At 72.0% G+C, this 13826-nt stretch carries 8 protein-coding genes; 2 read left to right on the forward strand and 6 right to left on the reverse strand.

Annotated features, from left to right (window positions below):
* Positions 1-43: 43 nt before the first annotated feature.
* The gene (locus OV207_RS33330) at positions 44-529 is read right to left on the reverse strand and encodes a ferritin-like domain-containing protein (protein WP_267559150.1); all 486 of its coding nucleotides are present in this window, start codon (positions 527-529) and stop codon (positions 44-46) included.
* Positions 530-752: 223 nt separating this feature from the next.
* Here OV207_RS33330 and ligD point away from each other — a divergent pair, with 223 nt between their 5' ends.
* Both ligD and OV207_RS33340 read left to right on the forward strand, forming a co-directional pair.
* Complete coding sequence (gene ligD, locus OV207_RS33335; protein WP_267559151.1) at positions 753-3338, forward strand: DNA ligase D; 2586 nt, start codon at positions 753-755, stop codon at positions 3336-3338.
* A 76-nt stretch (positions 3339-3414) separates the two neighbouring features.
* Entirely contained in the window at positions 3415-4362 is a 948-nt protein-coding gene (locus OV207_RS33340; RefSeq protein WP_193346752.1) for a DMT family transporter, read from the forward strand.
* A gap of 10 nt (positions 4363-4372) precedes the next feature.
* Here the strand turns inward: OV207_RS33340 and OV207_RS33345 are convergent, their stop codons facing one another.
* The 5 genes from OV207_RS33345 to OV207_RS33365 form a co-directional block, all read right to left on the reverse strand.
* A complete protein-coding gene (locus OV207_RS33345; protein WP_267559152.1) occupies positions 4373-8077 on the reverse strand; it encodes a VCBS repeat-containing protein in 3705 nt (1234 codons plus the stop codon).
* A gap of 89 nt (positions 8078-8166) precedes the next feature.
* Complete coding sequence (locus tag OV207_RS33350; protein ID WP_267559153.1) at positions 8167-9684, reverse strand: hypothetical protein; 1518 nt, start codon at positions 9682-9684, stop codon at positions 8167-8169.
* Positions 9685-9738: 54 nt separating this feature from the next.
* A complete protein-coding gene (locus OV207_RS33355) occupies positions 9739-11160 on the reverse strand; it encodes a DUF1501 domain-containing protein (RefSeq protein ID WP_193346749.1) in 1422 nt (473 codons plus the stop codon).
* Between the two features lie 16 nt (positions 11161-11176).
* On the reverse strand, positions 11177-11848 hold the full coding sequence (locus OV207_RS33360) for a hypothetical protein (protein WP_267559154.1): 672 nt from the start codon (positions 11846-11848) through the stop codon (positions 11177-11179).
* Positions 11848-13818, reverse strand: coding sequence for a DUF1585 domain-containing protein (locus OV207_RS33365; RefSeq protein WP_267559156.1), 1971 nt, complete (start codon positions 13816-13818; stop codon positions 11848-11850). Before OV207_RS33365 ends, OV207_RS33360 begins: the two co-directional genes overlap by 1 nt.
* Between the last annotated feature and the right edge of the window lie 8 nt (positions 13819-13826).

A 13826-nucleotide genomic window follows, 5' to 3' on the forward strand; every position in this document is an offset into this window, starting at 1 on the left:
GGGCAGCGTATGTCAGGCCCTGGAGGACCGCACGCGGCAGCCCTCAGGCCCCCAGCTCGGCGCCTTCCATCAGGGGCACGCGGCCTTCCACCCAGGGCCGGGTGCGCACCGCGTCGCGGATCCACGTCCCGTGGCGCCGCTCGTCCTCGCGGTGCTGCCGGATGAGGACCTTCACCGCCGGCGTCCACTCGAACTGGAGCGCCAGCTCATAGGCCCGGTCGAAGAGCTCCTCGTTGCCGAGCATGGCCCACAGCGTGGCCTCCGTGCCCATCAGGCCCGTCATCGCCGTCAGGCCCTTCATCGCGGAGCCCTTGAGGTCCGAGCGCAGCGCCACCGGTTCCCCCCCCAGGTCGCGGATGAGCGCGTTGAGGTCCTGGACGTGGCGCAGGTGGTCCGCGCGGAAGCTGTTGAGGCGCTCGCGCACCAGGGCCGGCCCGATGCGTGAGATGGCCACGTCGTAGGCACCCACGGCGTCGGCGTCGAGCTGGGCCAGGCTGTGCAGACGGGCCACTTCGGACTTGTCGGCCATGGGCGCATCCTCCAGGCGGGTGCGGACAGGTGAGTGCAAAGGCTTGGACAATGTGGGGACGCCTCCCTCCGGAACCAACCACCCTCCGGCGCGCCCATCGCCTCATCGCACCCAGGGCAGGCGGACGGACCTGGGGCGCGGGGGTTGAGCGGTTGCCTTCCTGGTCGCCCCCCAACCACCGTGAGGAATTGCACCTCCCAGGTCCGGTGACGAGCGTTGGAGGGTGAAGACCTCCGAGACAGAGAAGCGCTTGCAGCGCTATCGCACGAAGCGCGACTTCCTCCGCACGCCCGAACCGGCGCCGGAGGCGATGGCATCCACGCCCGCGGACGCGCCCGTCTTCGTGGTGCACAAGCACGACGCCACCCGGCTGCACTATGACCTGCGCCTGGAGATTGGCGGCGTGCTGGTGAGCTGGGCCATCCCGAAGGGGCCCAGCCTGGACCCCGCGCAGAAGCGGCTCGCGGTCCAGACCGAGGACCACCCACGCTCCTACGCGGACTTCGAGGGCCACATCCCGGATGACCAGTACGGCGGTGGTGATTCGCTCCTCTGGGAGTCCGGCACCTTCGACACGGTGCCCCCGGGCCAGGCCGAGGCGCAGCTGGCGAACGGACACCTGGAGGTCGTGCTGAACGGCCAGAAGCTCCAGGGGCGCTGGCACCTCATCCGCACCCGCCCGCGCGGCGGCAAGGCGCAGTGGCTCTTCTTCAAGGCGAAGGACGCGGAGGCCCGGCCCGACTACGACGTCACCGTCGAGCGCCCCGAGTCCGTCAAGAGCGGTCAGGTCAAGACGCGGGGACCGCGCAAGCCCGGGGTGCTGCGCAAGAAGCCCCGGACGGGTCGCGCGCCGGCGAAGGCGCGGCGGCCCCCCGTGAAGCCACAGGAGCTGCTCGACCGGGTGTGGCCGCCCATGCTGGCGCGGCTGGCGGTGCCCGACGAGGCGCACGACGACACGCACGCCTACGAGGTGAAGTACGACGGCTTCCGCGCGGTGTTCGCGCTCACGCACGACAAGGGCGTCTTCCAGAGCCGCCGGGGCAATGACCTGTCCAGCCGCTTCGGCCGGCTCGCCGCGTCGCTGCGCGCCCTGCCCGTGTCCGACGTGGTGGTGGACGGGGAGATCATCGCGCTCGACGACAAGGGACGCTCGAACTTCCAGCGCCTCCAGCACACGGAGGAAGGCGCGGAGCAGCGCTTCGTGGTGTTCGACCTGCTGTGGCTGAACGGCGAGGACCTGCGGGAGCTGCCCTACGAGGAGCGCCGCGCGCGGCTGGAGAAGCTGATGGCGCCCGTGGACCTGCCGCTCCAATGTTCGGAGCGGCTGCGGCTGCCGCTGTCGCGCGCGCTGGTCGAGGCGCGGCGCCGGGGCTGGGAGGGCATCATCGCCAAGCGCAAGGATTCGCCCTACACGGGCGCGCGCTCCGGGGACTGGCTGAAGCTGAAGGTGGTCGCGGGCCAGGAGGTCGTCATCCTGGGATACCTGCCCATCAAGAACGCGCGGGCGAAGTCAGAGATTGGCGCGCTGCGCGTGGGCGTCCGGGGCCAGGACGGCTTCCACGACGTGGGCAAGGTGGGCACCGGCTACAGCACCCAGGACCGCCGCGAGCTGCGCTGGCTGCTGGACGCCACGCGCACGAAGAAGCCGGCCGCCATGGATGCGCCCACGAACACGGACACCGTCTGGGTGAAGCCGAAGTACGTGGCCCAGGTGCGCTTCACGGAGTGGACCCGGGACGGGCGGCTGCGCCACCCCGTGTTCCAGGGCCTCCGGAGCGACAAGCGCCCCCGGGACGTCGTGCGCGAACAGCCCGCCCCCACCGAGGGCGCCCGGGCAGCCAGGGGCGTCCGGCGCGCGCCGGCCCAGGCCTCCGCGCGCACCGCGACCCGGCGCGGAGCTTCGTCCAGGACTTCAAGCAAGGCTCCGGGCAAGGCTCCGGCGACGCGCGCGAAGCCCGACGCCGAAGCGCTCCTCACGCACGGCGACCGCGTGCTGTTCCCCGACAGCGGGCTTACGAAGGCGGACGTGTTCGCGTACTACCGGGACGTGGCCCCGCTGCTGACGCCCGTGCTCGCGGACCGCCCCCTGGCCCACCAGCAGTGGCCCGCGGGCATCGCGGCCCCGGGCTTCTTCCGGCACGAGCTGTCCGGCATCCCGCCCTGGCTGCCCACGCTGTGCGTGCGCCACGAAGGCAAGTCCCTGCGCCACGTCAACGTGAAGGACACGGAGGCGCTCCTGTGGCTCGCCAACCAGTCCGCGCTCACGCTGCACATGTGGCTGAGCCACGCGCCCCGGCTGGCGCAGCCGGACTTCGTGGTGTTCGACCTGGACCCTGGCGACAACGGCTGGAAGGACCTGGTGAAGGTGGCCAGGCGCCTGCACGCCCGCCTGGATGAGCTGGGCCTCCAGTCCTTCCCGAAGACGTCCGGCAAGCGGGGCCTGCACGTGCTGGTGCCGCTGGCCCCGGGCTACACCTACGCGCGCGCCCTGGCGTTCGCGACCGCGCGGGCGGCCGAGCTGGAAGAGGCCCTGGGCGACATCGCCACCACGGAGCGCTCCATCCACAAGCGGGGCGGCCGGCTCTACCTGGACGTGGGCCAGAACGTGCGTGGCAAGACGGTGGTGGCGCCCTACTCCCTGCGCGCCGTGGAGGGCGCGCCCTTCTCCGCGCCGCTCGACTGGAGCGAGGTGACCGCCCGGTTGGATCCCCACCGCTTCCGCCTGAAGACGCTGCGCAAGCGCCTGGACGCCGTGGGGGACCTGTTCGCGCCCATGCTCCGCGTGAAGCAGACGCTGCCTGCCGGGTGAGCCGCCAGCTGACGCGGCGCGCCCTGAAGGGATGTTTCGCCAACGCCCGGCGGCGCGTGCTACTGCCCGCGCCGCCATGTCGTCCGTCTCCGCAGTGCGCATCGCCGCGCCGCCCGCGCCGCGTTGGAAGATTGCCTTCGCCTACGCCGTCTGCTTCCTCACCTGGGGCTCCACCTGGGCCGTGGTGAAGGTGGGGTTGGAGGACCTGCCACCGCTGCGGTTCGTGGGCACGCGCATGCTCATCGCCGGGGTGGCGCTGCTGCCCTTCGCCCGCTCGCGCGGCGCGGCGCTGGGGGGCGGCACCGGGTGGCGCATCGCGGGCATCGGCATCCTCCAACTGGCGGTGCCCTTCGGGCTGCTCTTCGTGGCGCAGCAGTGGATTCCGTCCAGCTGGTCCGCGCTCCTCTTCTCCACCTTCCCCGTGTGGCTGCTGCTGGTGGGCCGCGTGCTCCTGCCGGACCAGCCGCTCACCGCGACCAAGCTCTTCGCGGCGGTCCTGGGACTGACGGGGGTGGTGGCGCTCCAGCACCAGGAGCTGGTGTCGCTGAGCCTGTCCACCCAGGTGCTGCTGGGCTGCGGGATGACGCTGTTCGCGGCGTCGGTGGTGGCGGTGGCCAACGTGCTGGTGCGCCAGCACATGACGCACGTGCCGCCCCACCTGCTCACGCTGGTGCAGACGCTGAGCAGCGCGGTGCTGCTGCTGGGCGCCTCCGCGCTGCTGGAGTGGAACCAGCCCGCGAACTGGACGCTCCGGTCCATCGGGGCGCTGGTGTACCTGGCGCTGGGCGGGACGGTCATCACCTACCAGTGCCTGTACTGGCTGCTGCCGCGCATCTCGCTGGCGGCCCTGGGCGCGATGGCGCTGCTGGACACGCTGGTCGCGGTGACGCTGGGCGTGGCGCTGCTGGGAGAGCCGCTCACGCCCGCGCTCCTGACGGGCGGCGTGCTCATCCTCACGGCGGCGGCCATCGCCAACCGCAACGAGCCCCCGGAGGCGAAGGTGCCTCCGGAAGCGTCGGCGTGACGGCCCGGCCTCAGAAGGGCAGCGGCAGGGAGAACGCGGTGCCGTTCTGCGTGCCGGTGCGGTAGCTCCTCGGCGCGCCGATGACGACGGTGGGCGGAGAGCTTCCGCTGCCGGGGACGACCGCGAGCGACTGTCCCAACGAGCTGCGCTCCGTGCCGTCGCCCACCACCAGCACGAACGGGGACAGCGCGCCCTGTGACTTCGGGCCTCCGGCGAAGAGGAACGCCGCGCCGCCGCCATCCGAGGCCACCGACGCGCCCGGCGCGCCCACCCACAGGTCCGGCACGCCGTCGCCGGTCAGGTCCTTGCCGCCCGCCAGCGACGTGCCGAAGCCCACCGCGCGCGCGCGGTACGTCACCGGCAGCGGCGTCAGGCCCTCGGCGCCGAAGGCGGCCACCAGCCGCTCACCGGAGGCGGGCCGGAGCGCGTTGATCTCCGCCACGTTGAAGAGCAGCACCGCCGGCTGGCTCACGCCGTCCACCAGGTAGTTGTTGGCCGTCACCGCGATGAAGTCCCGCGTGTCGCCCAGGAAGCGGCCCGCGCGCGTGCTGGCCATGCCCAGGTTGATGTTGTTGAGCGACACCTCGTTGTCCCCCGCGATGCGCACCATCGACGCGGTGGTCCGCCCACCGCACCGCGTGCCCCCGGCGTCGTAGCCGTAGAGCACGACGATGCCGGAGCGCGTGCCGTCCGAGTAGCGCCACGACACCTCGTCGCAGCCGTCCCCGTTCAGGTCGCCCAGCGACGCGGTCGCGGTGGTCTGCTGCGCGGAGGTGGGCCAGGAGTAGACGGGGTCGCACGCCAGGGTGAGCTTCGCCAGCGAGGCGTCCTCCGGAGCGCGGCCCAGGAACAGGTCGAAGCCCCTGTCGCGCAGCACCGCCAGGTCCTCCTTGTTGTCGCCGTTGAAGTCGAAGCCGCCCGCCACGCCCCGGCCCATCAAGGAGCGCTTGCAGCTGGCGGCCGCGGGGTCCGCGCAGCCGGCGATGGTCGCCGGTCCGAACACGCGGTAGCCCGGCTTGAAGGTGCCGTCCGCCTGCCCCAGCGACACCAGGAGCCCGCCAAACGACTGCGTGCCCGCCGTCATGCAGGTGGTCGATGCGTAGACGTCCCGGTCCCCCGCGGGCGAGCCCGTGCCGGGGATGACCAGGGCCGTGGCGCCCGCCACCATGTCCGGCCGGCCGTCGCCGTTGAAGTCCGTGAACGCCACGTCCACGCCCACGTTGCGTCCGCCCACCCACGGCGCGCTCGCGCCCTCGCCCGCCACCGTCGCCTTCGCGGGCTCCGCCGTGTCGAACGTGTACGCGCGGCCCACGTTGAGGTCGTTGCCGTCGCCGTTGGGACCCGGGCCGGAGAAGCCCTGCGCGCCCACCACCGCCATCACGCGGTTGGACAGCCGGGCCACCGCCACCGACTCACCGAAGCGCTCCACGCTGGCCTTCGTCGTCACCTCCAGGCCGCTGCGCGTCCACTCGGCCAGCGTCCCGCCCGCCTTCTGGAAGACGTCCACGCGGCCGGTGAAGGCGCCCTGCGGGGACGACGCGCGGCCGGAGAAGCCCGCCAGCACCGGGCCCGACGGCAGCGGCCACGCCGCGAGCCCCGCGCCCAGCACCTCCGCCTTCGCCGCGCCGCCCAGCGCCACCAGCGGCTTGTTCAGCACGCTGCCCTTGGAGAGCGTGGCCAGCGGGAACACCAGCACCTTGCCCGCGTTGCCCAGCTGCGTCGTGCCCGCCGTCGCCGTCGCGTACGGCGCGCCCAGCAGCAGCTCCGGCCCCGCCACGCCGTCCACGTCCATCACCGTCCAGCTGCGGCTCGCGGTGATGCCGCGCGCGTCGCCGTAGAGCCGCCCGAAGGCGTCCGCCAGCGGCACCTTCACGGGCTTCTCCGCCGGTTCGCCCGAAGCCGGGTTGCCGCGCAGGTCGAACAGGTACGCGCCGCCCGCGTCCTGCGCCGCCGCCACGCCACCGGACGTCCTGAGGTCCGGCGCGTCCGCCTTGTCCGCCATCACCAGCAGCAGCGGAGGCCGGCTGGCCTCGCCGGGAATCGCGCCCAGCCGCCACGCGCCCTCGTTGTTCAGGGGCTCCACGGCGGTGTTGGACGGCAGCACGTACAGGTCCGCGGTGGGGCGGAAGCGCGGCGCCGTGTCGCGCGCGAAGTACACCGCCACGCCCATCTGCTGACCGTCGGTGGAGCCGTCCGCCTTGTAGCGGGTCAGCTTGCTGAGCGCCGCCAGGTCCGGGCGGCCGTCGTCGTTGAGGTCCGCCACCACGAGGGCGCGCCCCAGCTCCGTGTTGCTGCGCGGGACGGGCTTGCCGTCCACCGCCAGATCCTGTCCGCCCAGGCGCACCGCCGGGAGGTCCGGGACGGGCTGCCCCCTGGTCAGGATGAAGATGTCCACCACGCCGCGCCGGCTCACGCCAGGGAGGCTGGACAGGTCGCCCGCGGGCGAGCCCACGAACAGGTCCAGGTCCCCGTCGCCATCCGCGTCCGCGATGGCCATGCCCGTGCCAAAGCCGCCGCGGCCCAGGCCGGTGAGCGCCGGCCGCAAGAGCGCGGGCTGCTGGCCCGCCTTGAAGGTGTAGAGGTACACGGCGCCCGAGTCGCCGATGGTGACGTCCGCGCCCGGCGACGACACCGCCAGGTCCGCGCGTCCGTCGCCGTCCAGGTCGCCCGCGGCCAGCATGTCCCCGAAGAGCGCACCCTCCGTCTCACCCGCCAACACCCAGGTGGGCTTCGTGGGCAGGCCGGACGCGCTGCCCTTGTAGACGAACACCGCGCCGCCGGTGGGCCGCGCCAGCTCGCTCTCGCGCTGGCCCACCGCCAGGTCCTGGATGCCGTCGCCGTCGAAGTCCGCGGTCACCATGGTGGCCACGTCCGTCAGCCGGCCGTGCGCCAGCAGGGGCCGCGACAGCTCGTCCAGCACGCGCACCGCCACCGGGGCCACCTCGCCGGTGAAGCGGTCCTTCGCCTCCAGGGTGATGAGCCCGGCCGCGCCCGCCTCCACCACGATGCGGCCGTTCGTCACCGTGCCGGGGCCGGCCTTCTTCGTCCACACCACGCTGTCCGTGCCGCCCGCCGTGCCCAGCGGCGCGGACGCGCCCGACGGCACGCCCAGGTACGGCGGGTCGCCCACCAGCTTCGCCGCCTTGCTCACGGTGTACTGGAGCAGCTCCGTGTCGCCCGTCTTCTGGTCGCGCACGGTGAGGACGTCCTGCGCCTCCGTGTTGCCCGCCGTGTAGACGCCCCCTTCGGTGAGCGTGCCGCCGGAGCCGTTCTGGGTGAGCGTGAAGGTGGGCGTGCCCACCAGCCCGTCGACGACGATCTGGAAGGTGGTGCCCGGCTTCAGCATCGCCCTGGCCGGCGCGACGCCGAAGCGCGAGAGCACCCGCACGCTCACCGTGGCGGAGCCGCCGCACTGCACGTCCTCCACCACCAGCGTGTCCTCCGCCGGCGTGGCCCCCGCGACGAAGCGGTTGCCGCGAACGTCGCCGGAGGAGCCGCCGGCCTGCGCCTTGAAGGAATAGTGGCCGCTGCCGCCCGTGGCCGTCAGCGTGGCCACGCTGCCCGAGCGCACCGTCGCCGGCTCCGCGGACAGCGTCAGGGGCGCAAGTCCTTCACACGGGCCCACGTAGGGCAGCACCACGGCGGGCTCCTGCCCGCCCTGGCAGGCCAGGGTCAGGAGCGCGAAGAGGGGGGTCGCGCGGGTGAAACACTTCATGGGGGTGGCCTCGGGGGGCGCCCTCCCGGGGAGGAGGGTCGCCGTCGAAGGAAACGTCAGGAGACTTCAGGGCAGGGCGCGCGCCAGCGTCAAGGCCGCATGCCGGACGCGACCCAGCGGTTGATGAGGGCGATGCCCTGCGGATCCAACGGCCCGTCCGCCGGCATGCGCAGGTCGCGCACCGCCGCGTTGATGAGCTGGGCGTTGGACTTCCACAGTTCATACGTGTTCAGCGGATTGCCGGGGCCCGTGGTGTGGCACTTGGCGCACCGGGCCTCGTGGACGGGCCGGATGTCGCGCGCGTAGCCGGGCGTGCTGGTGAGCGGCTGGTAGGTGAAGGGCACCGCGCGGCGCGCCTCCGTGCCGTCCTCGAAGCGGGCCACCACGGACAGCGTGTGGCCGCCCGGCGTCACGTTGACGAAGGAGAAGGGCTTGAGCGTGCTCCCGTCCGCCTCCAGGCCGCCCATGCTGTAGTCGGGGCCAGCGCTGGAGACCTCCTCCGCCTGGTCCAACTGGAACGCGACGCTCTTCGGCGCGGGGCCCGGCGGCAGCGCGGCCCGGAGCACCAGGCCGTCCTCCACCACCAGCATGCCCTGGTGCAGGCCCGTCAGGCGCGGCGCGGGGGCCTTGCTGACCGAAAGCGCCTGGCCTCCCAGCTCCACCCACGCGCAGCCGCTCTCGTCCACCGCCAGCAGCGTCGGCGTCCCGGGCGGCAGGCCTTCGGCGACGCCCCAGGTGCCCGCGTCCGCGTCGAAGACGAAGAGCTTCGCGTCCGCGCGGGCCCAGAGGAAGCGCCCCGCGCCCATGAGCTGCTGGGGCAGCGACGGCAGCTCCACCGTCTTCCAGCCCTCCGTGTTCCGGCGCAGCACGCGGGTGCTGGTGAGCACCCACACCTCGCCGGCGGTGCCGGTGCCGCGCTCCAGGCCGGCGAGCGCCACCACCGTCTCACCGGCGGTGAGCGGCGCGTCCGTGCCGCGCACCTGGTAGACGCCCGGCGCGGAGGCCACCACCACGTTCAGCTTGCCCTGGCGCGCGAACCACAGGCCGGGCAGGCCGTCCTCCGCGGGCGCCGCCGTCATCGCGGTGATGCCGGACAGGGGCTGCCCGGACAGCTTCAGCGACGCGAGCGTGCCGCCCTGCATCTGGAACAGGCCGGTGGGGTGCGCGAGCCACGCCGCGCCGTCCGCCGTCTGCGCGGTGGCGACGATGCCCGTGCCCAGCACCTCCTGCCACAAGGGTTCGATGAGCCAGCCCTGGTTCGCCAGGAACAGGCCGGTGTCGGTCTCCACCAGGGCGCTGTGCGGCCCCAGGCGGAAGGTCGCGCGCACGTTGCCTGGCGTGGCGACGTTCTTCGGGTGCGGCGCCAGGGCCGCCTTGCTGCCGTCCAGCCGCAGCCGCACGACGCCGCCCGAGGAGGTGGCGAAGATGCCGCCGCCGGCCTGGTGCGCGAAGCCCTGGGCCGGGGCCAGCCCCTGCGAGCTTGCGACCTGGGTGGCCGTGAACGGCGCGGGCTTCGCCGGGTTGCTTCCCGGCGGTGCGTCCTCGCCACACGCGGCGACCAGCAGCGCCGCGCAGAGCAGGAGCGAGGAGGGGATGAAACGCGCCACGGTGGGGGAACCGGGGCGCGGCCAGGGACGCGAGGAGGGAGTGCTCATCAAGGCTCAGGCAAGGATGAACCGCAGCGGGTCCACCCGCGTGATGCTGTAGTCCAGCTTCGCCGAGGCCAGCACCGTCGCGATGATGTGCTCGGGGAAGATGTTGGAACCATTCGGATCATCGGCGCCGGTGCGCATGTCCACCTTGCCGGGCGACATGCCGATGTCGCCGCTGCGCCCCACCACCTGGTTGTGCTTGATGCCCGCGCCCATCAGCAGGCAGCTGTTGGACAGGTGGTGGTCACGGCCGCCCGTGGCGTTGATGGTGGGCGTGCGAGCGAACTCGCTGAACACCAGGATGGTCGTGTGGTCCATGAAGTCGCCGCCACCCGGATGCGGCGTGTTGCGCAGGTCCGTGACCAGCAGGTTGAGCGCGTCGAAGCCGGCGCGCTGGTTGCCTGCCTGGGTGAGCTGCGTGCCGAAGTGGGTGTCCAGGCCCCCCGCCAGGTTGATGGACACGCACTGGCTGATGCCCTTCTTCAGGGCGGTGGCCACCATGGCCGCGCGGCCGTTGGCGCTGTTGTACGGGTAGGACTGCCCGTTGAGGCCGTAGGTGGCGCGCACCTGCTCGTTGGCGGCCAGCTGGAAGCGGAACGAGTCCGACAGCTTGTTGGCCATCACCGACTGCATCTGTTCGCGGCTGTTCTCGTACGTGGTGCCCACGCCCCGGGCGCCGAACGCCTGCTCCTCGCAGGTGATGGGCATGCCGTTGAGGTCGATGAGGCTCTTCTCGATCTCGCTGTCCAGCTGGCGGGCCGCCGAGGGCGGATCCAACGTGAGCACCAGGTCCGTGAGCCCGCTGACGCGCAGCGCGTTGGCGTAGCCGCCGTAGCGGTCGTTGTACGACTCCACGTTCTGCGCGATGGACGGGATGGGCACCGCGGGCTTCATCTGCCCCACGATCTCCGTCGCCGTGGAGGAGCCGCGCGCCGCGCTGCCGATGGGCATCTTCCCGGTGAGGAAGTAGCGGTAGCCCACCTCGTGGGTGAGCGTGCTCATGTTGATGCCGCGCACCACCGTCATCAGGTCGTAGTGGTCGGAGAGGTTCGCGTTGCGGACATCGCCGATGGCCGGACCGAACGTCATCGTCGGAGCGCCCGCGCCCGCACGCGTCTTGGGGACGATGGGCTGCGTGGAGAAGCGCGCGTCCGTGGACAGCTGGTTGTAGCCCGGCACGATGCGCGTCTCGCTGACGCGGTCGTCGGTGAACACGGTCGGGTCGCGGGGGTCCAACGCGAGCAGCTGGTCCCACCCCCCGGAGAAGTAGACGAAGACGAAGCAGCGGTCGGCGGGGGCCAGGTTCGTCGCCTGGGCCACGGCCTTGAAGGGGATGCCTCCCAGCAGCAGGGAGCCCATGAAGCCGGCTCCGGCCTTGAGGAAGGTACGGCGCTCGGGGGCGACGGGGTTGTCTTGGCGCGTCTTCTTCATCGCGGGCACCAGAGGGTCAGTAGGTGATGAAGCGCGAGTCCGTCAGCATGGCGATGCACACGACCGCCAGCGCCTGGTCCCGCTTCTTGAGGGTTTCGGCACGGGCGGCGGCCTTGCGGAAGAAGGTCGCGTAGCGGGCCAGCTCGTCCCCGGCCAGGGGCGCGCCCCAGAAGCGGGTGGACAGGTAGACCAGGGTCTCGTTCACCTGCGCGTCCGTGAGCTTGTTCAGGTCGCTCATGGGCGTGGGCAGCGTGCGGCCCAGCGTGCGCAGCGACAGGTCCGGCTGCGCGATGTCCTTCTGCGCCTGCGCGATGCACACCTTGCGCGCGCCGTCGTCCAGGAAGCGGGCGAAGACGAGGTTGGGCTCGGTGTTCTCCGTGGTGATGAGCGCGTAGTCCGCGCGGCCCAGCGACTGGGCGCGGGCCTCCAGCTCATCCCACTCCATGCCCACGGCGATCCGGATGGACTCCTTGAGCTGCGCGACGGTGAGCCGGCGCGCGGCGCGGCCCACGCTGCCGCCCTGGGCCTCCGGGTCCGGCAGCGGATCAATCTGCGTGCCGTTGCCGTGCGGGTTCGGGATGGGGTCCAGCTGGGCATCCAGCGGGACCGGCTTGCCGGGAGCATCCACGGAGCCGCTGGTGCAGCCCGCTGCGAGCGCGAGGAGCGCGGTCAACACGAGGCGGCGCATCAGTCGATCCTCCGGTACGCGTCGGACATCACCACCTGCTCGATGAGGCCCTTCATGCTGTGGTTGTTCTTCGCGAAGTCCTGCGACAGCGTCTGGAGGTACATCCGCTGCTCCTCGGTCGTCATCGCGCGGCCCAGGAACTCGTTCCACACGCGCTTGACGGTGCAGCGCTCCAGCTCGCCCGTCTCCATCATCCGCGCCACCAGCGTCTGGGGACCGCCCTCGATGTTCTTCTCCTCGTCCGCGGTGCGGTAGAGGTAGGTCTTCAGGAGGCCCAGCGAATTGGCGCCGTCGCCGTCGAAGGCCTGCATGACGTACTCGCGGCACTCGCCGCCGCAGTTGGTGTCACCGGCGATGGCGCAGTCGCGGCACTTCGGGTCCAGGCGGGGGAACTGCTCCGGCGACAGGAACAGCGCGGAGCGCTCCGCGTACCGGCCCCAGTGCGCGCCCGTGGGCTCGATGGTGGCGTGGCAGTAGTCGCAGCCGCAGCGCTTGGCCAGGTTGTTCTCCCGGTTGCAGGCGTCGTCCGGGGACGGGAGCGTGGCGTCCGCGGCCGGGGAGAAGTGCTTGCAGAGGAACGCCTCGTAGAAGTGGTTCACGCGGGCGCGCTGCGTGGGGAAGCGGTAGAGGAACGCCGGGGTGGTGAGCACGCCGGAGTGGGTGTTGTCGCGCGTGTAGGACGCCCAGGTGGTCCGGTCCTCGAAGGGCACGGCGGGCAGCGTGGCCACGTCCGCGGGCGCCTTCACGCTGAAGACGGCCACACCCTGCTTCTGCCGGTAGAACTCCGACAGCGGGCCGTTCACGAAGGAGTCGCGGGCGGTGAGGATGTTGAAGTAGGGCTCGTCGTTGCGCACCACCGCGTCGGTGATGCGCAGCGGCTCCTCGTTGAAGGCGGCAATGCGCGCGGTGTGCACGTCGCCGATTTCGCAGCGGCGCATCTTGTCGCCGCAGCCGCAGCTGCGGTCGCCGTTGAAGCGGCCCGTCTCGCAGGACTCGCCCGTGTACGGGTTGGTGGCGCGGTTCTGCGCCTCCACGGCGCACACCTTCACCGGCTCCGTGGCGGTGGACCAGTACGGCTGCACGGTGGTCGTCACGTAGCCGTCGCGCTGCACGCAGCCGCGCTGGGGCACCCAGGTGCCGGTGATGTTGTTGCGCTTCGCCAGGTCGAACGTGCAGCGCTCCAGCCGCTCCAGGTTCGGCTTCGTCTCCGGGTTGGGGTGCACGAAGGCCGTGATGACGCCCGTGGCCGGGAACGGCTTCAGGACGTTGGTGCTCGTCTTGTCCGGGTCCGGCACGCACAGGTGGGGCACGGACCTGCCCGCGGTGCTGCTGTAGCGGTTGTCGCAGAAGTTCGCGTAGATGCCGTGCGCCGCGCTGGCCTTCAGCGCGTCGCAGTCGGCGTACTTCAGCCGCGCGTCCGTGGAGGCCGGGTCCAGCGGGAGGCACTCGTAGAAGTTCGTGTCGTAGTCGTAGCTGACCGGCAGCGGCACGCCCTGCGGGTCGCGGCAGGTGGTGGGCGTCAGCGAGTGCCCGTCCTGCGGGTTCACCTTGCAGTTGTCCTGGGCGATCTCCCCGTCACAGCGCTGGCTCTGGCCACCGCGCAGCGCGTTGGCGTTGTTGCCCGCGAAGCTCAGCGGCGTGCCGGAGACCCGGTAGTCGCCGTTGCCGTTCACGCTGGAGTTGATGTTGGAGCGCAGCAGGGCGCGGTGGAACTCGCGCATCCGGGCATAGAAGGGCTCCTGGCCCATCATCTGGCGGACGTCCTCCGTGGTCACGGAGCCCTTGGCCTGGAAGGTCTTGTACTCCTCGATGGTGGGCGGCCGCCCCAACAGGTCGAGAGAAAGCTGGCGGAGGTGCCGCTCCAAGGGAACTTTCGCCACGGGCGCGCACACCGCTTCCTCAGCGGCTGCGGGCAGGGCGAGCAGGAGGGCGGCGCTCGCCAGTGGGGCAAGGCAACGCACGCTGAACACGGGAACCT

It is taken from the genome of Corallococcus sp. BB11-1, assembly GCF_026626625.1.
Classification (GTDB): Bacteria; Myxococcota; Myxococcia; order Myxococcales; family Myxococcaceae; genus Corallococcus; species Corallococcus soli.

What these genes read in the sequence shown, in the direction of transcription:
- OV207_RS33360 (WP_267559154.1), bottom strand. Translation starts at nt 11,848, where the DNA reads ATGCGCCGCCTCGTGTTGACCGCGCTCCTCGCGCTCGCAGCGGGCTGC.
- OV207_RS33330 (WP_267559150.1), bottom strand. Translation starts at nt 529, where the DNA reads ATGGCCGACAAGTCCGAAGTGGCCCGTCTGCACAGCCTGGCCCAGCTC.
- OV207_RS33345 (WP_267559152.1), bottom strand. Translation starts at nt 8,077, where the DNA reads ATGAAGTGTTTCACCCGCGCGACCCCCCTCTTCGCGCTCCTGACCCTG.
- OV207_RS33355 (WP_193346749.1), bottom strand. Translation starts at nt 11,160, where the DNA reads ATGAAGAAGACGCGCCAAGACAACCCCGTCGCCCCCGAGCGCCGTACC.
- OV207_RS33340 (WP_193346752.1), top strand. Translation starts at nt 3,415, where the DNA reads ATGTCGTCCGTCTCCGCAGTGCGCATCGCCGCGCCGCCCGCGCCGCGT.